Below are 22,830 nucleotides of genomic sequence, written 5' to 3' on the forward strand. Positions count from 1 at the left end.
TTAGGCGTTGTGTCGAATGAGACCGAAACAACGAGTGACGCGATGATTCCGACAGAGCACAAGGTCAAGATTCCCGCATCGCTTTCCAGCGTGCCCAAGAACCTGTCGTTTGAATCGTAGATGCAGCGAACCATGTGGTTCGTGACACCGCTTTCTAAGGAATGCTTCCGCCATGTCCGATGCTTCTGTTTCCAAGTCAACGGATTCCGTTTCACGTGTGGAGTCAAATGAGCGGGGCGTAGGTGCCGCGAAGTATCTTGTCGCGTTTATTTTCGCGATCAACGTTTGCTTTGGCGTCTACATGGCCACGCAGTTTTTTGCTCCGAAAGCCTACGGCAATGGACTTCACGCCATTTATTCGGCGGTCGTTCTTGCGACAAACATACTGCTTGGTCTCTCGACACACCGACTTTGGACCGGATTGACGAGGCAGGGTGTTGGGTGGTTCTTCGCCGCTCTTGCGGTTTCGTTTATCGGCAACACCGTCACCCAATTACTTTTCTAAACGAAGCAGCTAGCAACGGGCGCAAGCCGATTCGAGGACTTTGAAGGGATTGATCCCTCGTAGTCCCGGCAATGCCTTCCTACGCGTGCGTCTTGCCCCTCATCGTGCTGCAAGTCACGTCATTCTGATTGAAGGTCGCGCTGACCAGCCGATCCGCCTGACAGTCCATCATTCTTCACTGTCGCCTTGTGCTCCGCAATCGCAGCGAAATTGATCGCAGCTTTCACGGAGTGAAAGGCGACTATCTTTTCGGGCCCCCAGTCCGGGAGTCCCTCCGCGCTCTTTGGCTGGACGCTTCTTTCCGGTTTCCTGGTCCGTCGTTTGCATCTCGGCCAGAATCCGCTTTGGCCGGAAGTTGGCCATCCCAGCGAACGCGCAGCGGCCATGATCTGGTCGTCGCATGCGTTGGACGAAATGGATTGAACGCCGGGATGCTGTCTGAAGAGCGGTCTTTTCGGTGAGTTTCCGATCCGTTGCTCAGTTCCACGCCCATCGCCCGTCTGTTTGGGCACGCGGGTTGCCTGACAACGCGACACTGCCGCCGGTGATGCATGTGGCCCACCTTGCAGAGAGCAGTGCCGACCACGTCGGGTTCATTTGCGACGTCGTTCCGACTTCTTCGGAGCGGCATCCCTGTTGCGAACTTCAACCGAATGTTACTGAATACGACAGCCTTGGATTGTCATGCTGCGGTCGGTGCGACCGCTTTGCCCGCCGGCCGCGATCGAGTCTGTGATGGCATTCTGGACGCGGTGGGCTCCACGCCGCTGGTTCGACTGAGCCGGTTTTTGGACCGCGCAGATATCGAGTTGAACGTCAAGGTTGAAGCGTTGAATCCCGGCGGGAGCGCGAAAGACCGTCCCGCAAAGTTGATGCTGCAGCAAGCGATCACCGATGGTATTATCGACGCACGCACGACGGTGGTTGAATCGTCGTCCGGCAACATGGGGATCGGGCTTGCCCAAGCCTGCGCCTACCACGGTTTGCGTTTCATCTGTGTCGTCGACCCCCGCGCCCAACCGGAGAACCTCGCGATTATCCGGGCGCTCGGTGGCGAGATCGATGTCGTCCGACGGCCGAGCGGAGGGACCTTTCTGACGGCAAGGCTCCAGAGAGTTCGGCACCTCAGTCGCACGCTTCCCAACGCATTCTGGCCGAATCAGTACGCAAGCGGCAGCAATCCGTTGGCGCATTACCGGGGAACGATCGCGGAAATCGATGGGGCGCTCGACGGGCAATTTGACGTGCTGTTCGTCGCCACCAGCAGTACCGGAACCGCACGAGGCTGTCGTGATTACCTGCGTGATCGCGGCAGAGATGTCGAGGTGGTGGCCGTTGATTCGGTAAACAGCATTCTCTTTGACGGATCGCCGGGCCCGCGAATGATCCCCGGACTGGGCGCGGGTGAGGAGCCGCCACTCGCGTGTGGACAGTCTTTCGATCGGGTCATGAAGGTGACCGATTTGCAATGCGTCATCGGGTGCCGACTGGCGGCCCGTCGAGAAGCAATGTTGGTCGGCGGGTCCGCGGGCGGAGTCTTGGCGTCAATCCTGAAACTGCGGAAAGAACTTGCGGGAAAACGATGCGTGGCAATCCTGCACGATTCGGGGACTCGATACTTGCAGACAATCTTCGATGATGCCTGGGTGGAATTGACACTCGGTGTTTCCAGAAAGCAACTGCACGGGCTGGTTGAGGACGCAGAATCTTTCTGCATTGATGAGGTCCTGCCATGAGTGTGGCACCCAATCTCGGCGCGAACTTCTTGGACGCTCCGGCAGTGTTACCTCGTCGATCGTTGCGGCTTGCGATCATCGGATGTGGCCCCCGCGGACTTCACTGTCTTGAATCACTCTCTCGGCGATTGAGTCCAGGCGATCTGGCAAGGCTGCAGATCACCATCTTCGAACCGACGGCTTTTCCGGGTGCCGGTGCGGTCTACGCCCCGGATCAACCCGAGGCGTTGAAGATGAACTTTTCCGCGGGGAACATTGATGCTTGGGGGCGAACTCGCGGTACCGGGCTTCCTGACTCTGAAAGGCCTTCATTGATTGAGTGGTTGAAAGTTCATTTTCCGCGTCATTCCGATCCCGACGCCTACGTTCCTCGGGCAATTGTCGGGCAATACCTCCACGACGCCTATCAGCGTGTCCGCCGACAACTTCAATCGATGGCGATCGTGCGGCACCACCGGGAGAAAGTTGATCAGATCCGAAACGTCGGCGGGGTTTGGGAAGTCAAGACGGCCGCTTCCTGGCGTGCTTTCGACGAGGTCGTCGTCGCCACCGGACACGAAGGCTTGCGGCCAAGTTGCCGGCTGTCGCCCACCCAAGGCGACGGCAAAACCAATCGCCGTGGACGATTCGTTTATCCGGTCGAAAGCAATTTGTGTCGCGATCAGATCGTCCCCGGCGGCACGGTGGTCATTCGCGGATTCGGACTGACCGCGATCGATGCGATCCTGAGTCTGACCGAAGGCCGCGGCGGACGGTTCGCAGGCCAAGGCTTGCTGCCGAATTATTTTCCAAGCCAGCTGGAGCCTCGATGCATCCGAGTGCACAGCCGATCGGGACGTCCGATGCTGGCGAAGCCCACACGCAAGGTCGCCGCGGTTGATGAGACCTTTTATCGACGTTATCAAGCAGAATTCTCAAATCTGCTTGATCAGCGAGGCAGGATCCACTTTCACCGGCAGATTTGGCCAATCATTGTGAATGCCGCCGCCGGGATGCTGGTGCACCGCGGGATCCCTCGAACGGTCAGAGAGGTCGATCAATGGTACCGGGGCTGGTCACGCTACCGAATGGATTCCGCCACAGCCCGACGGCACCTGTTTCAATCGGTGTGCGTTGCACACGGAACGCGACCGATTGATGAAGCGTACGCGTTGGGTGAGGCATGGCGACGCCTGTACCCGCAGATGGTGGAGGTCGTCAGTTTTGGCGGCCTCGGTGTCGGGCAGTTCCGGTCCTTTCAGCGTGTTTCGATGGAAATGGAGAAGATTGCATTCGGCCCACCCGCTGAGAGCGTCGCCAAGTTGGTCCGGCTGATGAAACTGCGAATTGTTCAACGCGCAGAAGAAGCCCAACTCGATGATGCAGGCGAGTACGTCGACGCAGTCCTGGCGGGGCCAACGGAAGCCGGCATCTCCGGTCCGATCCGATCGCTGATGGATCAGGGCTATGTGTGTCAGGATGCGGAAACCGGCGGCGTGCGGGTCGAACGCGACGGTTCACCGCTCGATGCCCCCCGGGGCCTCGCCGTCTTCGGACGCGCGACCGAGGGGTGGATCGTGGGTAACGACACGCTGTCGCGTACACTGCACGACCAAATCGAAAACTGGGCCCAAACCGTTTTATCCAGATTGCATGCCGACATCGTTTAGACCCGCCACGCAGCCACGGAAATCGTTTCCATCCCCAACGTTCGAGCATTTTTGCCAGGGCACACCGCCGTTGCGCGGCCGAATGGCTGGATGGATGAAATCCGCCCTCGCGGATCTCGATCTGACCGCCACCTTCGACGAATATGGTTCCCCGGTGAATCTGATTTCGCCGGACGCCATGAACCCGAACGTTGAAGAGCTTCGCGCGATCGCCCGGACGCGTGAGGTCGACCTTCAGATTTTTTTCGCTCGGAAAGCCAACAAATGCTTGGCTTTTGTCGATGCCGCCAACCGGCTCGGAATCGGTGTCGATACGGCGAGCGAAATCGAAGTTCAACAAACGCTGGACCGTGGAACCCCGGCGACCCATTGCATCTGTACGGCGGCCGTGAAGTCTAAGTCTTTGGTCGGTCGCTGCGTCGACGAATCGATCTGCCTTGCGATCGATAATCATGACGAATTGGAGCGAGTTCGGTCGGTCGCGGCGGAAATGGGGAAGCAGGCAATCGTTGCCTTGAGGCTGAGCGGCTTCAAACATGCAGATCAAACGCTGTATTCACGTTTTGGCTTTGATTGCGAACGAGATGTCGCCGTCATCCAGGCGTTGGATCCGAGTTGGGCGCACGTCGCGGGCATCCACTTTCATTTGGACGGGTACGATCCCCATCAGCGGGTCAGCGCCATCGACTCGAGTCTGGATTGGATCGAAAAACTGCGTCAGGCGGGACATTTGCCGGCATTTATCGACATGGGCGGCGGATTGCCGGTCTGCTATCTGGAAAGTGAGAATCAATGGACGGAGTTTTGGAAGGCTCATGCGGAGAGCCTCCTTCATCATCGAGGCGAAATCACCTTTCAGCGGCACAAGCTTGGTCGGCAAGTCGTCGACGGCCGGGTGGTTGGCTCGCCAGCTTCTTACCCCTATTTTCAGTCCCAGACACGGTCGTCTTGGCTGGCCACGGTACTTGACGCACCCATCGGCGGTTCAACGGTCGCCCAGCGATTGAATCGGGAACGTCTTCAACTGCGTTGCGAGCCGGGTCGGAGCTTGCTGGACGGTTGTGGGATGACGATCGCTCGCGTCGAGTATCGGAAACGTGATACACAGGGCCGCTGGTTGATCGGGCTTTCAATGAACCGGACCCAATGCCGGACGACCAGCGATGACTTCTTGGTCGACCCGATTCTGGTTCCGGCATCAGCTGAGCAATTCGAGTCGATCGAAGGCTATTTGGTGGGTGCTTACTGCATGGAGTCCGAGTTGTTGTCCTGGCGGAGGTTTCGGTTCCCTTGTGGCGTTCGGGTCGGCGATGCGGTGGTGTTTCCCAACACCGCCGGATATTTGATGCACTTTCTGGAAAGCCGCTCCCACCAGTTTCCGCTGGCATCGAATCTGGTCATGCCGACTGACCCTGCGGACTGCTTGCGTCGGGACGACATTGATCAGGCAATCGTTATCTAATTCACATGAAAGCGAGATTTAAGTTAGCGGGGGCAGGCGGCGTGTCCGTTTAACGCCGTCCTGTCTTTTGATTCAATCAGGTTTAGGCGTGGCGACGGGCAACCGAGGTGCGGTCAAGCAGCTTCAACCGGTGCGGGTGATGTCTGCGATGTATTGGTCGATGACATCCTGCGCTTCTTCCAAAGAGACCGAGTGGGCTTCGCTGTACTCTTTGGCAGCGTTCGCTTTGTCGTTCGATTCCGCAAGACGTTGCCATCGTTCCTTTTGTCGCGGGACGTAGGTGATCCCGCTGTGGTCGAGGAGCAGATTGAGCTTGTCTTCGATTCGACGCAAGCGTTCGCCGGCGGCCGCGTTCGATGCGGAACGTCGGGACGCGATGGTCGTTCCGCTCGCCAGAACGACGATCAAAACCCCGATGACCAAATAATCCATGAATTCGAGCACCGCAAGCAGCATTGCCAACTCCAGGCGTCGATCGAGACGCATCGAACAGGGAGGAAGAACGTCACAAACTGGACGAAGCGGGTTGATGGTAGCGACGCGGATCGGAGCGTGGCAATGGTGCCGCAAGCCCGGGTTGGCGAGAATCTGGATTGGACGCTTCGCGGCTAGGACTGTTCCGTTTTGGCGACGGACCAGATGCCGCGTTTGAGCTGCTCGATCAGAGGCTTCTCGTCGATCACGGTGTGATCACCAAGAGCAAAGTCGTAGACGGCGAGCGAGGCCTTTTGCAGCTTTTCGATTCGGACGACGCGGTCACCGTCGACGCCAATCAGCAGGTAGAAACTGCCCGGTTGGAACGGCGGTGTGACGCGAATCTTCTTGTCTTCGCCGCGTTGCAATCGAAGTTGCGGCCCGACCTGGTAGTTGTCCGAAAATGGTTCGGGCAGATCTGGCACAGCATGGTCGCTGGCGGTGGCCGCCGTTTCCGGTGACGATTCTTCGCCGGCGTCCAGGCGTCGGCGACCTTCCATCGTGATTTCATGTTCCAGCGCGGTAAGCAGATCGCGGAAGGCTTTGGTCGCCGGACCGACCAGTGTCTGCATCCGGGTCTGGGCGTTACGCACTTCATTGAGTTTCGCAGCGGGAACCGCTTGGCGGCCCTGCTTGGCTCCCGAAATGATTGACGAAACGGTCGAATTCCAGCGGCTGACGATGGAGCTGAAACTGGTTTCCAATTGCCGAATCCGTTCCAACGCTGCTCCCGGCCGCCCCAGTTCAAACTCCTTCTGAGCATCTGCGATTGACGACGGAAAAGATTGCACGCCCGGAAGGCCGTCGACGACGACATCGTTGGGAAGTCCCCGCACGGCGCCGCCGGTCAAGCTGGCGGTCCGCTGCACGGCGCCGATCAGGTTGGAGAAATGAGCAGTTTCCAGTTGGATCATTCTTTTCTCACCGGGGAATGGTGATGGCGTCCGTGCCGGTTTGATGCAGCGCACGAGCTGAAGCCATATCGTAAACGGAAACCATCTCCATGTCCGGTGTCGGGCCTTCACCCTCCCGCTTGGAGTTCGTGCAGCTGTATTTCACCCTTCTTTCCAAGCGAGGGAGAATCTTCTCACCTATCGCTGAAGCGGATTGCTGTCGCCGCTTCGCGACAGGAGTCAAGCAAGGCCATCCGCTTTTGGCCGTTGGTGATCATTTCATCTGGCGTCGTTCTTCGTCCGTGAAGGCGTTGTCGACGTTGAGCCCTTCAAGAGCCTGGCCTCGCATCCGTTTGACCTTGGCGCCGGTCGCCACCATCGCATGCAGGACTCGTTGGCCATCGAAGTTCGCCGTCCCGGAGGCGTGGATGCCGACTCCACCCGCCTCGGCGAAGGCGTCTTGATTCGCTCCCAGGAAGGTGAAGTGCCAACTGTAGATGTCCTGCTGGTGCTCAATCATCTTTTTGATTTGCTGCTTGCTGAATTCGTGGCTTGAATTTTCAAGTCCGTCGGTCATGACGACGAAGATGACCAGGCCGGGACGATCGGCCTCCTGCATCTTGGCGAGCCTTTCACCGGTTTCATTGATAGCCCGACCGACGGCGTCCAGCAGCGCGGTGCAGCCTCGCGGATGCAATTCGTAAGGGGGGACGTCCCCGATGGGAACGCCGCTGTGAACGAATTCGTAGTCCGTGTCGAACTGAACCAGCGTCAACACCGCCCTTCCTGGTTCCGCGGCTTGGCTGGCGATGAAGGAGTTGATCCCGCCTTCGGCATCCTTTTTCATGGATGCCATCGAACCGCTGCGGTCAATGACCAGGGTAATGTCCGTAAAGTCAGTTTGCATGACAGAGCTCCCGTGGAGAACCTTCGGCAAGACGAAGGCACCGACCTCGTCGGACAGGCTCTTCGGACAGCGGCGCCGGTTATCGAAGGTTCCGATACATTGGTGACTGAGAAAAGGAGAGAAAAAGCAACAGCCAGAATACCGCTGCTCCCCTCTCAGAGGCAAATCAGGATCGACGGGTTCGCAACGTTGCTTCACGGATGCGGCTCCGGGGATCAGCACCGCCCGGCCCGGGTGTGAGCCGGCGAATCGGAGCGGTGCGGGATTCGCCGAACGGCTGACGGAGAGGAAGCGACACCTTGGGAGACCAGTTAGGATGGTTGCAGCATTTCGGGGTCGTTTCATGCTCGTTTCTTGCAGGTGAAAACCGTGAAGCCAATTGAAGAGAACGCCCGTTCCGATGATTCGCGACGAGAGTTTTTGAAGACATCGGGAGCGATCATTGGAGCCGGATCGGCGGCGTCGACCGTCACCTTTGCACCACCCGTGCACGCGGCGGGCGACGAGACGATTCGGCTGGGGCTGGTCGGTTGCGGTGGTCGCGGTACCGGCGCCGTACGTCAGGCGTTGACCGCTGATGCTAACACCCGATTGACGGCGGTTGCCGACGCGTTTGCCGATCCCATGTCGGTTTGCCTGCAATCGCTGGCGCGGCAAGAGGACGTCTCAAAGCAGTTGTCGGTTGACGTCGATCATCGCTTCGAGGGTTTTGAGGGTTACCGACGGCTGTTGGATTCGGACGTCGATGTCGTACTTCTGTGCACGCCACCGCATTTCCGGCCGATGCACCTGCGCGCCGCCCTGGAGGCCGGCAAACATGTCTTTGCCGAGAAACCGGTTGCGGTCGACGTGCCCGGAATTCGATCGGTGCTGGAGTCGACTGAGATCGCGAAGGAAAAGGGGCTCGCCATCGTCTCCGGACTCAATTCACGTTACTCGTTTCGGATGCAGGAGCTGATGGACCGAATCCATAACGGAGCGATCGGAAAGATCCAGACGTTGCACGCGGTGCGCTATGCCGGCGGAGTCTGGGTGCGACCGCGCGAGCCGAAGATGACGGAGATGCAATACCAGATGCGGAACTGGTATTACTTCACATGGCTTTCCGGCGATTTCAATGTCGAGCAGTTCGTTCATCAATATGACCAGGTTTCCTGGGCCTTGCAGGGACAGACGCCCCAGCGTTGCTATTCAACCGGTGGCCGCCAGGCCCGGACCGGCGAACAGTACGGTCACATCTACGATCATTTCAGCAGCGTGTTTGAGTTCGGTGACGACGTCCGGGCGTTCATGACGACCCGTCACCAGCGGGGCTGCAGCAACGAAAGCCACCTGGCGGTGGTCGGCACCAAGGGATCGGCCACGCTGTCGCGCAAAGGCTTCGGAATCACCGGCGAGAATCCTTGGTCGCCGGAGGCTGATGATGAAACCGACAGCCATCAGTTGGAGCATGACGCCTTCTTTGCGGCGCTTCGCCAGGGACGCATCATCAACAACGGCGGCTACATGGCGTCGAGCACGATGTTGGGCTTGCTGGCACGGATGACCGCCTACACGGGACAGACGCTCACTTGGGATCAAGCCATGGGATCGGTGCTGGATTTGTCGCCCGAATCATACGACTGGGATGCGGCACCGCCTCCGGCGGAGGTCGCGGTCCCCGGTGTCACTCCATTTGTTTGATAAGCGTCAGAGGCGTTCCGGCCCGGACGCCGCCATGGCTCCTGTCCCGAACGCCACCGACGTCGCCGGACGTGCTTGCCAAGCGGAAGCCGCATCAACCACAAGGTCGACGTTCGCTGCGTTCTCCGGATAGCGCGTAACGATGCAATTCCACGCTCTGGTGAGCGTTTCTTGGGGACGCAAGCCTGCCGCGGACGAAGCTCTCATCCCCTGTTTCTTGCCATTCATTCCCGCCTTTTTTGTATCTGAACCATGTTGCGCTTCTTGTTGTTGACTGCCGTGTTCTTCACGCTTCTCGTCCCAAATTTGGCTCGCGCTGACAGCAGTGAAACGGTCGTTGACTCGAGACAGCACCACCTTCGCAGCGGCGCGTCCAGGGAGTGGAGCCGGTTTCCGGTGCAGAATGAAGGCTCGCAACAAAAGTGGACCTTTCCAGCCAGAAAGAATCAGAGCGCTCACACCCTGGTGATCCGCCAGGCGGATGTGCGTTTGGATTGGAGGGTGATCTTGAATGGAAATGAGATCGGAAGCTTACAGCGTGATGAAAATGACATGCTGTCCCACTGGGAGATTCCCCAAGGAACACTGATCGACGGTGACAACGAGCTGAGCATTGAAAGTCGCGAAAACGGATCGGATGACATCACGGTCGGCCCGGTCCGAATCATTCACGCCGCACCGGATGAGTGGCTGAATCAAGGGACAATCGAAATTGATGTGACGGATTCCGAAGAAGGCGGGCCGTTGCCATGCCGTTTGACCATCGTTGACTCCGACGGCTGCCTGGTCCCCGTGGGCACGGAACGCCGCCCCCAGATCGCGGTTCGCACCGGTGTCGTGTATACGTCCGACGGAAAGGCAACTTTGAAGTTGCCGCCGGGACGTTACAAGGTGTTCGCCGGAAGAGGATTCGAGTACAGCCGCGCGGAGGCGTCCGTCGCATTGGCGTCAACCGATCGGGTGGATCAACCGTTGCGTCTTCGACGTGAGGTCGATACCGCCGGTTGGGTTGCATGTGACACGCACATTCACACCGTCACCCATTCCGGCCACGGCGACGCCACGATCGACGAACGGATGATCACGATCGCCGGTGAAGGAATCGAGCTCGCTGTCGCCACCGACCACAACATGCAGATTGACTATCGGCCAGTCGCCCGTCGCTTGGGTGTCGATTCGTATTTCACGCCGGTGATTGGCAATGAGGTGACCACCAGTTTCGGACACTTCAACGCGTTTCCGTTCGCGGTCGACGCGCCCGAACCCGATCACTTTGAAAACGACTGGAACGTGTTGGTTCCGGCCATCCTGGCGACGCCTGACGTGCGCGTGGTGATTCTGAATCACGCCCGCGATGTTCATCGCGGGTACCGACCGTTTGGACCGGAGAACTTCAACGAAGCGACGGGGGAGAACCTGGACGGACGCGTCTATCGTTTTAATGCCATGGAAACCCTGAATTCCGGAGCCCAGCAGACGGATCCTCTGGAACTGTTCCATGATTGGATGACACTGGTCAACCATGGGCAGCAGATCACGCCGGTCGGCAGCAGTGATTCGCATGATGTGAATCGTTACATCGTGGGTCAGGGGCGAACCTATGTTCGAGGTGACGATTCGAACCCGGGAGCCGTGGATATTTTACAAGCCTCTCAGAGCATTCGCGAAGGCAGGGTCTCGGTGAGCGCTGGCTTGTTCGTCGAAGCGACGGTGGGTGGAACGGCCGGTCCGGGGGAAACCGTGACCGTCAAGTCACCGCAGTTCGCCGTGCACTACCGCGTGGATTGCCCAAGCTGGGTCACGCCGCAGCGGATTCAATTGTTCGCCAACGGCGTGTTGTTGCGTGAAGAATCCCTGGACAGTTCCGAACAGAGATCCGGCACCTGGAGCATTCCGCGGCCCCGTCACGACGTCTTCTTGACGGTGCTCGCGACGGGTCCCGGAACACGTCATCCGTCCTGGCCGATGGCTCAGCCTTATCAGCCCGATTCGTCGGATTGGACGCCGACAAATTTGGGATTCACCGGACCGATTCGAATGGACGTTGACGGCGATGGTGTGTTCAGCAGCGCCCTCGATCTCGCTCGATCCCTCGTCAGCAAGGCGAACGGTGACTTTGCAAAACTGGTGGAATCGCTGGGGGATTATGACGAAGCCGTTTCGATTCAGGCCGCGGGGCTTTGGCAGGCGAATCAAGGCTCCCTGCTTGACGATTCCGTCCAGCGGACGCTCAACGATGGCGCACCGCAAACGCAATCCGGATTCTTTGAATTCCTTTCGGCTTGGAGAGCCTCACAACGCGCCCGCATCGAACAACCTTCCCGGAATTGAGTCCAGCGATCGTGGTGGGGCCACGCGGGAGGCGGACGCCTACAGTCGACGCAACGTTCCACCACAAATGTTCCAGTTCGATCTCTCCTCAGCGGATGTCCGGTCGTTGAGGGCGTCGGGCGATGCACGAGGTAGCGCCATCAATCCAAGATGGCGGAACGACCCTCCGCGGAGGATCGACGGTCACAGCTGCGAGTCGATCGAACCACTCATGCGTGGCGTGGGCGCCTCACGGGTCTTCCGAGCCGGCGTGAGGAGAGCGTCTTTCCCACCAATCCGAAGTGCGCGTTCAGGGGCGGGGTTCGAACGGTTCTCCAACAAGCTCGTTCCACTTCTGACGCTGCTCGGGCGTCAGGATTTTCAGAATTTCGCCCACGGTGTGGAGGGTGGCTTCGCGTAGCCTGTCATCGAATGCATTACGTGGGGGCGGACCGGGCCCCAGCCACCTGCCCGGCGGGCCACCGCGATCAAAGCGTTCGGGCGGGGGGCCGTCCAGTCCGAAACCGAACCTTCCGGGACGGGGCGGACCATCGGGACCGCGAGGCCTGCGAGGTTGACGGCCATCGTCCGGGCCACGCCGGTCGTCAGGACCTCCGCGGTTTGGCCGCGTTGCTTCGATGATGCGACTGATGGCGTCGCGTTGCTCGCGGGTCAGCCCCAAGGCCGCGACCGTTTCCGACGTCTTGAACGTGAACGGCAATCGTCGTTGGCGGGCGATTTGACGCAACCGAGTCAATTGCGTTGGATTTAACTGCTCGGTGATCAAGGCGTCGAATGCGCGCAGCAGGCTCGTCATCTCACCGTTCTCGTCCCCCAAACCACCGACGTACTGATTGGCCATCGCCCGCCGTCGGCTTTGGAAATCGTCGATCGCGTCCGTGATCTGGTCGGCCGATGCGTCTTCGATCGAAAGTTCTTGACGCACGGCCGGGTCCGACAATTGCAACAGCTGCGAAACGTTGTCCAGGACTCGCAATTCATCGACCAACTTTGCGACCCTGTCGGATGTGACCGCCAATTCGCTCGCCAGGTCAGGATCGTCGGCACGTTGGTCCAAAAAATCGCGATAGAACTCGAGCGATGTTTCCAGGAAGCTGCGGCGGAGGTCCTGAAGATCCGGGTGGTAGGCCAATTCGCTTTCGCTCAATTGGCTGAACGTGTCGACTGCCGAGCGGGCCTGCCGAAAACTCTGTTCGGCCAGCAAGCGTTGCTCCCTTTCACGCGTCAAAGCGCTTTCGGTTGCCCGCTGTTCTCGCCAGATGATCAACGTCGTCACCGACAGCGCCAGCGTCGATAGCAGCAGGATCCCGCTGGCGACGGCAACCAATCCGGTGTTGCGCCGACGCCATTTTGCCAACCGTTCCCACAGGGTTGCCGGCTTCGCTTTGATCGGTCGGTCGTCCAGCCAGCTCTGCAGATCCTCCGCCAGCTCGCCGGCGGTGGAGTAACGATCGGTTGGGGCTTTTGCAATGGCCTTGCGAATGATCGTGTCCAGCTCGATCGGCACCAAGGGGTCGACGGATCTGGGTGATGGTGGTTCTTCCTCAACCACCTGATTGAGCATTTCGCGATAGTTGTCTCCCTGGATTGCCGGTCGCAACGTCAGCAATTCGTACAGCGTCACGCCGAGCGAATAAATGTCCGTTCGGTGGTCCAATGCCGTGCGGTTGCCGGCGGCCTGTTCGGGACTCATGTACCGTAGCGTCCCCATCGGATCGCCGCTCCGCGTCAGCGGCGAATCGTTGGCTTGGATCTGAGCGAGTCCGAAGTCGGTGACCCAAATCTTTCCGGCCGAGTCCAAGAGCAAATTGCCCGGTTTGATATCCCGGTGAACGACCCCATATCGGTGGGCGTGGTCGATCGCCCACGCCGCTTGCAGGGCCATCCGCACCATCGATTGAAAGTACCGCAATCGGTCCGAATCGGCCGACGAACGGATCGTGGTTTCAACGTTTGCGGTGTTGTCTAGCGTTGGATGGCGCACCGCAGGTGCGGGGTCGAGCTTGCTGGCGGGATCGACGCTGCTGACGGGATCGACCGTGCGCACGACTGCCGACGGAATCCGGTCGGTCCGTTCCGAGATGCATTTGTCAATCAGATCCGCAAGCGTCTGGCCCTCGATCAACTGCATGGCATAGTAGTGCACACCACGGTCGCTTCCGACGGCGTACACCGGCACAATGTTGGTGTGGTGGAGGGCCGCGGCGGCAAAGGCTTCGTTGCGAAACCGCTGCAATCGGACTTCGTCCAGACCGCTGGCAAACGGCAACACCTTGAGGGCAACGCGTCGGCCAAGCGACATTTGAATCGCTTCGTAAACCACGCCCATTCCGCCGCGTCCCAATTCGCCAATGATTTGGAAATCGCCGACCGGTTTGGCCGTGAAATCCGAGTCGGTGGAAACTGCGGAAGGCCCGGTCGGTTCGCCGGCGCGGTGGACCATTGCCAGCCCTTGCAACGCGGGACGCAAGGACGCAGCGATGTCCGCGTGTTCGGCCAAATAGGTTTCCACCGGCGGGGCACCGCCGGCATCGAGCAGCTGCATGTACCGCTTGGTCGCATCGATGACGCGTTGGTCGTCCGGCTCCGATTCGGCCGCTCTCGGGAACGCACCGGTCGCTTGTTCGTCGGACATCACCTTTCGTCCATTTGCGATTTCAGTTTTGCCAGGGCGCGCACCCACAACTTTTCCACGCTATGGACGCTGCGTTGCATCGTTTGGGCCACCTCGGCGAAAGGCAGCCCTTCCACATGTCGCAGCACGATGACCTGGCGATAATCGTCCGTTAAGGTCTCCAACGCCTCGGCCAAGCGAAGAAAGGCCTCGTTGCGAGCAAAGTGTTGGCTGGGCGAAGTCACATCGCCGACGATTCGTGATTGCAAGAAGCCGGACGCGCTGGCCAAGCTCTGGTTCAAGTGCTGTTCCAAGCGGGGATCACGTTTCTGCGTGCCAAGGTACTTGCGGACGTGCATCGCCAGCGTGTTGGTCAGGATCCCACGCAACCAACTTGCGAATTCCTCGGCGGTCTCACCGCGAAACTCTGCAATGTTCGCATGGGCCGCCAGGCATGCCTCCTGCGCCAAATCCGACGGATCGGCTTTGCCTCGCAGGTGATGATGGAGCCCTGAGCGTGCCAGGAAGACCAGGTATTTTCGGTAGCATGACAGCAGCTCGCCGAGTGCGTCTCCGTCTCCACCGCGGGCCGCTGTGATCAAGCGTTCGGTTGGCGACGGGGCTTCATCGGCGCTGTGCGGCACGGAACTGCTTGGTGCGGAACTGTGGGGCAAGGATTCGTTCAACGGATGATTGGTCAAAGGCGAGAGCGATTCGGTGAAGCAACAGATGCAGGTGATGCAGCATCGTCCCCTTCAAGTTTATCGATTTGTCATCGCTGGACTTTGGGACATTCTCGCAAAACTTGCTTCCGATGGATGTTGCGCTTGGGGTGGCACTGGCAAGCGAGTGGCAATTCTCAACACCCCGAAGCCGGCCTAACCAGACGTCCGGAACCCACGCTTTGGCTAATTCAGCTGAATATCGCCACTCTGTCGCGGAAAGCCCCTGAGTCGAGGTAGCCACCGTCGCCAGACGGTCGCGATGCGATTTCTTGCACGCTCTGGCGAGCGTGACCACTCGTTCTTGTGGACGGGGAGATCAAGGTCGGGCTCGGGACGGCTGAAACCGGCTGACGCGAGGCGTGTTGAACGACGCGGCGCGTTGAAATCGGATGCCGTGCGATCTCTAATGGTTCGCGGTATGACTCATCAGGAGTCGTCCGCTTTTCAGCCAGACTTTCCCCAGGTTCTTCAGATGCCCATCAGCTTGCTCACCGGTTCACGACCCATTTTTATTGCGGGATTGGCTTTGGCCGTGGCGTTGGCCGGCGTGGCATCCGCGCCGGCTGCCGATCGACCGAACATCGTTTTGATCATGGCGGACGACCTGGGCTTTGCGGATCTGGGGTGCTACGGCTCAGAGATCGAAACACCCAATCTGGACGCGCTGGCCGCGCGGGGCCAGAGGTTCACACAGTTTTACAACACCGCCAAGTGTCATTCTTCGCGGGTTTCACTGTTGACCGGCCTGTATTGCGATCAGGCGGGTGGTGAGAAGCTCAGTCGCGGCGCAACCATCGCGGAGGTGCTCGGGGACGCCGGATACTTCACGGCGATGGCGGGCAAGTGGCATTTGAATCAGCAGCCGACGGATTTTGGGTTCCAACGCTATTGGGGGCACCTCTCTGGAGCCACCAACTTCTTTACCGGCGACAACACCTTTCGGTTGAACGGCCAGCCGTGGGAGGTTCCGGAGACCTTGAACGGACGTCCGTTCTACACGACGCACGCGATCACGGACTTTGCTCTGGAGTTTCTGGACGAAGCCACTCGCCGCGATCAACCCTTCTTGCTTTACACCGCTTTCAATGCACCGCACTATCCCTTGCAGGCGCCGGAGAAGGAAGTGCGGAAGTACGACGGCCGTTACGATGCCGGATGGGATGAGCTCCGTCGCCAACGTCATGCGCGACAACTGGAGACCGGGTTGTTGCCAGCGAAATGGAAGCTCAGCCCACGGCCGGATCACATCCCAGCTTGGGAAAGTCTGTCCGCAGAGGAACGCCAATGGGAGTCCGATCGGATGGAAGTCTTTGCGGCGATGGTCGACGTTCTGGACCAGAATATCGGCCGAATGGTTGAGGCTCTCAAGAGCAAGGACGTCTACGAAAACACGCTGATCTTGTTTTGTTCGGACAACGGAGCCTGTCCCTTCGAACGCACCCGGGGACGGTACCTAAAACCTTGGGATCCGAAATCGTATTGGACCTACGACGCCAGCTGGGCTCATGTCGGAAACACGCCGTTTCGTCTGTACAAGCAAAACCAGCACGAGGGTGGAATCTCGTCTCCCCTGATTGTGCATTGGCCGCAAGGGCTTGGCGCCAAAGCCGGATCCTTGACGGACCAACCCGCCCACCTGATTGACCTGATGGCGACGTTCATCGACGTGGGCAACGCGCAGTATCCGGAGCAGATTGGCGATCGAAAGATCGATCCGCTGCAGGGAAAATCATTGCTTCCCATCTTCCAGGGCCAGCAACGGGAACCACATGATTCACTGTATTTCCATTTCGGCACCGACCGCGCGTTGCGACAGGGAGACTGGAAATTGGTCTCCGCGAAACTGGGGCGATGGGAACTGTATGACTTGGAACAGGACCGCACCGAATTGAATGACCTTGCCGCGACGCATCCGGAGCGAGTCGAATCGATGGCCAAGGATTGGTTCGATTGGGCCAAGAACGTCGACCGTCTGAAAGGACGCGCCCTGGCGCCGGTCGGAGAGAAAGTAAAGTCTCTCAGCTTTCGCAAGGATACCAGCTCCGGATCGGCATCCGGTGGCAAGTCAAACTAATTGGGACCGGGAAAGAACAAGCGGTGGAAAGTGTGCGGGCATGGCTTTGTGAGCTAGGCTCGTACGGGGCATTCCAATCCACTTCCAACGCCGCTGAACGCCCTGTGAATGTTGGGGTCAGGACGCTCGCAACGGTTGTGCCGTTTGACCCAAAGCGGTCCCGCGGTCCAGAGCCGGATGCGGCTGTGCGTCGGAACTTCTCTTGACCCGCCCCAGCGAGTGAACGTTCCAACTTCTTATTGCGACCGCGACGCCCAGTCGGAGATCGGTCCGTTCGCCGCGACCGTGGCGCTTGCCGATGTGATCGCGGCGCTGTCGTACGCATTGGATATTACCGAGGGCCAGCCCGAAGGCCACTCGACCAAAAGTTGCTTGATCGCGATGCGGATCGCCCAGGAGATTGGATTATCGGCAAGTGATCGTTCGGCGTTGTTCTATGGCACGCTGCTGAAAGACGCCGGCTGCAGCAGCAACGCGGCCAAAGTTTGTTCGCTGTTTGACGCGGACGATCACAAGATCAAGCAATCGTTCAAACTGCAAGACTTGACGCGCAAGGCGGACGCGTTCGGGTACCTGGTGCGAAACGTTGCGACGGACCGTTCACCGGTGATTCGCGTTGCCAAGCTGGCCGCTCTGATCGCCCAGCCCGGCGCCGGAAAAGACATGATCCAGACGCGATGTTCGCGGGGGGCAGAGATCGCGACCAAGCTGGGGTTCACCCAGGCCACCGCGGAAGCCGTGCGTGCGTTGGATGAGCATTTTGACGGCAGCGGAGAGCCTTCGAACCTCCGGGGTGACCAAATCCCATTGCTCGGACGCATCGTTTGCCTGGCTCAGACCGTTGAAGTTTATTTCACGACCTTCGGACGGGTGGCGGCTCTGGATGTGGCGCAGCAACGCTCCGGTACGTGGTTTGACCCCGAACTGGTTCAGGCACTTTGGTCGTTTCAATCGGATCAGGATTTCTGGAGCCAGTTGGATCGAAGCGATGCCCGTTCCGCCATCGCGGCGTTTGAACCGACCGAACAGCGGATGTATGTCGATGAAGATCGCTTGGATGCGATCGCGGAAGGTTTTGCCGATGTGATCGATGCGAAGAGTCCCTGGACTTGCCGACATTCGTTTGGAGTCGCCGAAGCGACCGTGGGAATTCTGAAGCAGTTTGGCTACAGCGACGAACACGCTCGGTTTTGGCGCCGCGCCGCGCTGCTTCACGACATTGGAAAACTCGGTGTCTCCAATCGAATTCTGGACAAACCCGGCAAGTTGAGCGAGGCGGAGTTCAGCCAGATGCGGCGGCATGTGGATCACACCCGTCGAATCCTTCGAATCGTCCCCTGTTTCCGCAACTTTGCGGACGTGGCCGCCGCTCATCATGAAAAGCTTGACGGTAGCGGATACAGTCTGGGTCTTTCCGACGCTCAACTGTCACGTGAAGCCAAAGCCATGTGTGTCGCGGACATTTTCGACGCGTTGGCGGCGAAACGGCCTTATCGCCAACGCCAGATGGGACTGGACGAAGTCTTCGAGATCATGGGCAAAGAGGCCGGGCCCAAGATTTGTCCGATTGCCTATGAAGCCTTGCGTTTGCACGTCGACATGGTGTGAACCGGTTCGACCGCTCCGCCCGATCTTCGGCTGCCAGAGTCGCCAACGGGCCGGAACGGCGCCAATGGCTCGCGGGCAGTCTCGACCGCACCAGCGGTTGGTTGCGTGGCGGACAAGTCGGGTGTCGGATGGAACTGCGTCTGGGCCAAATCTGATAGAACGAAGAAGGTGCCCGACCGATTCGAACGGGAATTGGCGCGTGGTGGCGCCGCGCGGAAACTTGTTGAGGTCAACATCCGGCCTGATGTCCGAGAAACAGCCAGAGCGATCGGCGCCCGACGCCACGTCGGCGGGCGGCGGATTTGAAACAACGCACTGGAGCGCGGTGTTGCTTGCGGCGAAGGAATCCTCGGCGGAATCCCGGCAGGCTTTGGCGGAGCTTTGCCAGGCCTATTGGCTTCCCCTGTATGCCTACGTCCGCTGCCGCGTCGGGGATGCGCACCGTGCCGAAGACCTGGTGCAGACATTCTTCGCGCAACTGTTGGAAAAAGATTTCCTGCGTTCGGTTGATCCGGACAAGGGGCGGTTCCGTGCGTTTCTGTTGACGGCAATGAAGCGTTCGATGGCCAACCAGTGGGACCGGCAGACAGCGCTCAAGCGTGGCGGCGGAACCAGTCCACTGTCGTTGGATTTCGAAGTTGCCGATCGGCACTATCGCGCCACACGGGATCGTTCGCTCCGCCCCGACCACTTGTATCTGCAAAACTGGGTTCGGACGCTGTTGGAACGCGTGTTCGAGCGACTGGGGACGGAGTACGAAGCCGCCGGGAAAGGAGAGCAGTTTCGATGCTTGAAGCCGTTCATTGTTGGCGACGATGATCGTTGGAGTCGGACCGAGGTTGCCGAGCAATTGCAGTGCAGCGGCGGAGCGGTTCGTGTGGCGGTTCATCGTCTGCGCCGCAGGTACCGGCAGGTACTGCGTGAAGAAGTTGCCCAAACAGTTCAGTCCCCTGAAGACGTCGAGGATGAAATACGCAGCCTGTTTCAGGCGTTCGCCTGAGTCAAACACCGGGCGTTTTGGACCAAAATCCAAGTCCGAATCGCGGTCGAATCGTGTGCTTTGCGTCGACCGAATCAGGCCAGACCACTTTTTTTTCGGAATCGGTGTAACGAATTCGCGTTCCTGCTTAACTCAGGGGTGAACACCCATCTGAGAGGAAAAGCCCGTGGAATCGCCCAACAAACGCTGTCGACGCTGCGGAACTCCGTTGCCGTTCCAGGCCGATGACAGTTGTCAAAAGTGCTTGCTGGAAGTGGGGCTGGCCAGCGGAACTGATTTCAGTATCGGTTCCTTGGCGGAAACGCTGCCGGGAAATGAAGAGCATCCGTCGGCGGGTGATTCCGGATCCGAATCAGCGGTCCGGGCGACGCGGCGTCCCGTCGGCATGCGTGCTTACCGCGATCTGCAGGCGGTGCACGATTGGTCCGGTGGGACGATCTATCGGGCTTTTCACTCGGGGCTGGAACGGGTTGTCTTGCTGAGAGTGTTGGATGCATCGGCCGACGCGGAGACACGGCAGAACTTTCTGCGTCGGGCCCAAACGCTTTCACAACTGAATCACCCCCACACCGCGACCATTCTGGAAGCGGGGATGGATCAGGGCGCCGCCTATGTGGCCGAGGAATGGGTAGATGGGCAACCGGTTTCAGGATTCGGACCCCGGAATCTAAAAGAGCGTTCGCGAGAGGGGTTCTTTCCCAACGAGCGTTTGATTCGGACCCTGCGCGACGCCGCAAGCGGGCTGCAGGCAATGCATCAGATCGGTTTGGCCCACCACCGCATTGCGCCCGATGCGATCGTGGTGGATCGCTCGGGCGTCGTGAAGCTGGTCGGGCTGGAACGAGCCGCCGAGGCGAGTGACGATCGCTTCGCCGCACCACCGGCCGAGGGCGGTCGGGTTGACCAGGGCGACGAGGTTGATTCCGACAACGCGATTCACCAGGACCTGTTTCGTCTGGGAGCCACTTTCTGTTTCATGACGACAGGCAGGCTTCCGGCGGAGTTGGATGCGAAACTGGACCATGCCAGACTCAGTCGACAGATCAAACTCACAAACCCGGGCCTGCGGAAAGACCTTTGCGGGGTCATCGCGGGATGTGTGGCGCGTGAGTCCTCGCATCACGGGTCTCAAGCATCGGACGGCGACCCGAACCCTTACCGGCAAGACCGTGACGGCCAGTCGCCGGTCTACCGGAGCGTTGATGCGGTCGTGCACGACCTGGAAGACCTTTCGCATTTCAGCGTCCAGCGCTGTTCGTCGCGGTTGCGATTCTTTTCCGGTTACCTGGAGGCGTTCTTGCTGGTGCTGGTGATCGCATTGATCCAGGCGATCGTTCGTCGGCAACAGGCGGGAGGTGCCGCCGACACGTCTGAAGTGTTGGTGTCACTGATCTTTGTCCTGCCCTTCTGCTACTGGATGCTGTTCGAAACGGTCGTGGGCTGGACGCCAATTCGACGCGTTTTCGGGATGCGGCTGTTGAGCCATTCCGGCGAGCCGGCAGCCTGGTGGAGACGTTTCGGACGCGCGTTTCAGAAGCTGGTGCTGGTGGCGTTGACCATCGTGGTGCCCGCCATGCTGCCGCCGCTGATCGCCATGACCGGACACGGCGGGGTCTACATGTTGCTGATCACGCCCATCCTGACACTGATTCTGCCGCCGATGGTTTTGTACCTGCCTACGTATTGGACTCCGTCCCGCTGGACATCCTACGATCTGACTGCGGGCGTAACTTGGGGGGAAACGGTCAAGCTTCCGGCAGACGTTCCCCGCGAGGCGTTCGCGGCCACCGGGGCGCAGCGACAAGCATCACCGGTGGCACGCATCGACCAGTACGATCTGTTTGAGCCGCTGGGAACGGGCGGAATGGGCCAGGTCTTTCGCGGGCACGACCGCATCCTCCATCGCGACGTGGCGATCAAGTTGCTTTCCGAGTCTTTGGGATCCCATCCGTTGCTCTTGGAACGCTTTGAACGCGAAGCACGGTTGGCGGCGAAGGTCAGTCACCCGGGAGTGGCGAAGGTCTTCGGAAACGGCGTGACCGATCACAGCCCGTACATCGCCATGGAATACGTGCGTGGGAAAAACTTGCAGCAGGTGATCAAGCAACAGGGAAGTTTGCCCGTCAAAACCGCGTGGGACTACGTGCGGCAGGCCGCCGAAGGACTTCGTGCGGCGCATCACAGCGGTGTCGTTCACCGGGACGTCAAACCGGCCAATCTGATGGTTACCGATGACGGAAAGCTGAAAGTCACCGATTTCGGCGTTTCACGTCCGGTCGATCTGGATAGCGAAGTGACGCAAGCGGGGACGATCGTCGGGACGCCCGCCTACATGGCTCCGGAACAAGCGATGGGCAAGCAAGTGGACAGTCGATCCGATATCTACGCCCTGGGCATGACCTTCTATCACATGCTGTCGGGCCAAGCACCTTTCAAGGCCTCCAATGCGGTGGAGATGCTTGCACTGCAGATGTCCGAAAGCCCTTCTTCCTTGTTCGGTCAGGTGGAAGATCTAACGATCGATCAGGCGAGCGTCCTAGAGAAGATGATCGAAAAGGACCCTGGGAACCGATACGCGTCGTACGATGCATTGATTCGAGACTTGGTTCGATACGCGCCGGATGCAGATCAGCCCACCAGTCCGCTGAAACGGATCGCCGCGGAAACTTGCAACTGGGCGGCGGGATACCTGGCGTTTACGTGCGTGATCTTCAGTGTCTTTCTGCTGGGTCAACGGTTCGGTGCATCCTCACGCAACGGAACGCTGGTGGTGGGAGGCACGATTCTCCTCCTCTACTTGGCTTTTGTCGGAAGCTACGTTGTCGGGATCGCTCGCAGCGGCACGACTCCCGGCAAGCGACTGTTGGGGTTGCGGGTGAGGGTCGGCAAACGTCGCAACGTCGGCTACGGGCGGTCTTTGATTCGCTTCGCGGTGGCCTATCCGGTCATGTCACTTTATGCGCCACGGATTCTGTACTATGTCATTGCGCAGGTGCCGGGAACGACCTGGGACCGATTTCTGCTTGCCGGGGTTTTGGTCTTGCAGGGGCTGGTCACTGTCGCTTCATTGGGACTGATGTGGATGCGTCCGGACGGCCGGGCCGTGCACGATTGGGTGGCTGGGACCCGTGTGGTGGCGGATACTCCTTGATTTTCTATTCCCGTTTTC

At 59.3% G+C, this 22,830-nt stretch carries 16 protein-coding genes; 10 read left to right on the forward strand and 6 right to left on the reverse strand.

Annotated features, from left to right (window positions below; all coding sequences use genetic code 11):
- The first annotated feature begins 172 nt into the window (after positions 1 to 172).
- The 4 genes from FYK55_RS24935 (at position 173) to FYK55_RS24950 (ending at position 5,352) form a co-directional block, all read left to right on the forward strand.
- A complete protein-coding gene (locus FYK55_RS24935) occupies positions 173 to 505 on the forward strand; it encodes a hypothetical protein (protein ID WP_150079355.1) in 333 nt (110 codons plus the stop codon).
- Positions 506 to 1,158: 653 nt separating this feature from the next.
- Positions 1,159 to 2,241, forward strand: a complete 1,083-nt coding sequence (sbnA, locus tag FYK55_RS24940; protein WP_150079356.1) for a 2,3-diaminopropionate biosynthesis protein SbnA — start codon at positions 1,159 to 1,161, stop codon at positions 2,239 to 2,241.
- Positions 2,238 to 3,890, forward strand: a complete 1,653-nt coding sequence (locus tag FYK55_RS24945) for an FAD/NAD(P)-binding protein (protein ID WP_150079357.1) — start codon at positions 2,238 to 2,240, stop codon at positions 3,888 to 3,890. The genes sbnA and FYK55_RS24945 overlap by 4 nt, the downstream gene beginning before the upstream one ends.
- A 94-nt stretch (positions 3,891 to 3,984) precedes the next feature.
- Positions 3,985 to 5,352: a Y4yA family PLP-dependent enzyme gene (locus tag FYK55_RS24950; protein WP_150079358.1), complete on the forward strand. Its 1,368-nt coding sequence runs from the start codon at positions 3,985 to 3,987 to the stop codon at positions 5,350 to 5,352.
- A 123-nt stretch (positions 5,353 to 5,475) separates the two neighbouring features.
- On the opposite strand, the gene FYK55_RS24955 is transcribed toward FYK55_RS24950, so the two are convergent.
- The 3 genes from FYK55_RS24955 to FYK55_RS24965 form a co-directional block, all read right to left on the reverse strand.
- Complete coding sequence (locus tag FYK55_RS24955; RefSeq protein WP_150079359.1) at positions 5,476 to 5,838, reverse strand: hypothetical protein; 363 nt, start codon at positions 5,836 to 5,838, stop codon at positions 5,476 to 5,478.
- Positions 5,839 to 5,960: 122 nt separating this feature from the next.
- Positions 5,961 to 6,740, reverse strand: coding sequence for a hypothetical protein (locus tag FYK55_RS24960; protein ID WP_150079360.1), 780 nt, complete (start codon positions 6,738 to 6,740; stop codon positions 5,961 to 5,963).
- 253 nt (positions 6,741 to 6,993) lie between these two features.
- Positions 6,994 to 7,626, reverse strand: coding sequence for a vWA domain-containing protein (locus tag FYK55_RS24965; RefSeq protein WP_150079361.1), 633 nt, complete (start codon positions 7,624 to 7,626; stop codon positions 6,994 to 6,996).
- Between the two features lie 369 nt (positions 7,627 to 7,995).
- Here FYK55_RS24965 and FYK55_RS24970 point away from each other — a divergent pair, with 369 nt between their 5' ends.
- The gene (locus FYK55_RS24970; protein WP_150079362.1) at positions 7,996 to 9,309 is read left to right on the forward strand and encodes a Gfo/Idh/MocA family protein; all 1,314 of its coding nucleotides are present in this window, start codon (positions 7,996 to 7,998) and stop codon (positions 9,307 to 9,309) included.
- 6 nt (positions 9,310 to 9,315) lie between these two features.
- On the opposite strand, the gene FYK55_RS24975 is transcribed toward FYK55_RS24970, so the two are convergent.
- Positions 9,316 to 9,768, reverse strand: a complete 453-nt coding sequence (locus FYK55_RS24975; protein ID WP_150079363.1) for a hypothetical protein — start codon at positions 9,766 to 9,768, stop codon at positions 9,316 to 9,318.
- Between the two features lie 93 nt (positions 9,769 to 9,861).
- Between FYK55_RS24975 and FYK55_RS24980 the strand changes: the two genes are divergently transcribed.
- Positions 9,862 to 11,640: a CehA/McbA family metallohydrolase gene (locus FYK55_RS24980; RefSeq protein ID WP_161604735.1), complete on the forward strand. Its 1,779-nt coding sequence runs from the start codon at positions 9,862 to 9,864 to the stop codon at positions 11,638 to 11,640.
- 289 nt (positions 11,641 to 11,929) lie between these two features.
- Here FYK55_RS24980 and FYK55_RS24985 read toward each other — a convergent pair whose 3' ends face one another.
- Complete coding sequence (locus FYK55_RS24985) at positions 11,930 to 14,275, reverse strand: serine/threonine-protein kinase (protein WP_150079365.1); 2,346 nt, start codon at positions 14,273 to 14,275, stop codon at positions 11,930 to 11,932.
- Positions 14,275 to 14,940, reverse strand: coding sequence for a sigma-70 family RNA polymerase sigma factor (locus FYK55_RS24990; RefSeq protein WP_235908962.1), 666 nt, complete (start codon positions 14,938 to 14,940; stop codon positions 14,275 to 14,277). Before FYK55_RS24990 ends, FYK55_RS24985 begins: the two co-directional genes overlap by 1 nt.
- A 511-nt stretch (positions 14,941 to 15,451) precedes the next feature.
- Between FYK55_RS24990 and FYK55_RS24995 the strand changes: the two genes are divergently transcribed.
- The 4 genes from FYK55_RS24995 to FYK55_RS25010 all read left to right on the forward strand — a co-directional run bounded on the left by FYK55_RS24995 (position 15,452) and on the right by FYK55_RS25010 (position 22,812).
- On the forward strand, positions 15,452 to 17,053 hold the full coding sequence (locus tag FYK55_RS24995; RefSeq protein ID WP_150079366.1) for an arylsulfatase: 1,602 nt from the start codon (positions 15,452 to 15,454) through the stop codon (positions 17,051 to 17,053).
- A 219-nt stretch (positions 17,054 to 17,272) separates the two neighbouring features.
- Positions 17,273 to 18,661, forward strand: coding sequence for an HD-GYP domain-containing protein (locus tag FYK55_RS25000; protein ID WP_161604736.1), 1,389 nt, complete (start codon positions 17,273 to 17,275; stop codon positions 18,659 to 18,661).
- Positions 18,662 to 18,905: 244 nt separating this feature from the next.
- On the forward strand, positions 18,906 to 19,661 hold the full coding sequence (locus FYK55_RS25005) for an RNA polymerase sigma factor (RefSeq protein ID WP_150079368.1): 756 nt from the start codon (positions 18,906 to 18,908) through the stop codon (positions 19,659 to 19,661).
- 166 nt (positions 19,662 to 19,827) lie between these two features.
- Positions 19,828 to 22,812 (forward strand): protein kinase domain-containing protein, encoded by a 2,985-nt coding sequence (locus FYK55_RS25010; protein WP_150079369.1) that lies wholly within the window; start codon positions 19,828 to 19,830, stop codon positions 22,810 to 22,812.
- Positions 22,813 to 22,830 lie beyond the last annotated feature (18 nt).

The sequence above is a fragment of the Roseiconus nitratireducens genome (genome assembly GCF_008629675.1).
GTDB classification, from domain to species: domain Bacteria; phylum Planctomycetota; class Planctomycetia; order Pirellulales; family Pirellulaceae; genus Stieleria; species Stieleria nitratireducens.

Excerpts from the sequence above, each read along its gene's own strand:
- FYK55_RS24980 (WP_161604735.1), top strand. The coding sequence starts at position 9,862 with ATGCTGTCCCACTGGGAGATTCCCCAAGGAACACTGATCGACGGTGAC.
- FYK55_RS24955 (WP_150079359.1), bottom strand. The coding sequence starts at position 5,838 with ATGCGTCTCGATCGACGCCTGGAGTTGGCAATGCTGCTTGCGGTGCTC.
- FYK55_RS24950 (WP_150079358.1), top strand. The coding sequence starts at position 3,985 with ATGAAATCCGCCCTCGCGGATCTCGATCTGACCGCCACCTTCGACGAA.
- FYK55_RS24985 (WP_150079365.1), bottom strand. The coding sequence starts at position 14,275 with ATGTCCGACGAACAAGCGACCGGTGCGTTCCCGAGAGCGGCCGAATCG.
- FYK55_RS24945 (WP_150079357.1), top strand. The coding sequence starts at position 2,238 with ATGAGTGTGGCACCCAATCTCGGCGCGAACTTCTTGGACGCTCCGGCA.
- sbnA (WP_150079356.1), top strand. The coding sequence starts at position 1,159 with ATGTTACTGAATACGACAGCCTTGGATTGTCATGCTGCGGTCGGTGCG.
- FYK55_RS24935 (WP_150079355.1), top strand. The coding sequence starts at position 173 with ATGTCCGATGCTTCTGTTTCCAAGTCAACGGATTCCGTTTCACGTGTG.
- FYK55_RS24995 (WP_150079366.1), top strand. The coding sequence starts at position 15,452 with ATGCCCATCAGCTTGCTCACCGGTTCACGACCCATTTTTATTGCGGGA.
- FYK55_RS24965 (WP_150079361.1), bottom strand. The coding sequence starts at position 7,626 with ATGCAAACTGACTTTACGGACATTACCCTGGTCATTGACCGCAGCGGT.
- FYK55_RS24960 (WP_150079360.1), bottom strand. The coding sequence starts at position 6,740 with ATGATCCAACTGGAAACTGCTCATTTCTCCAACCTGATCGGCGCCGTG.
- FYK55_RS25005 (WP_150079368.1), top strand. The coding sequence starts at position 18,906 with ATGTCCGAGAAACAGCCAGAGCGATCGGCGCCCGACGCCACGTCGGCG.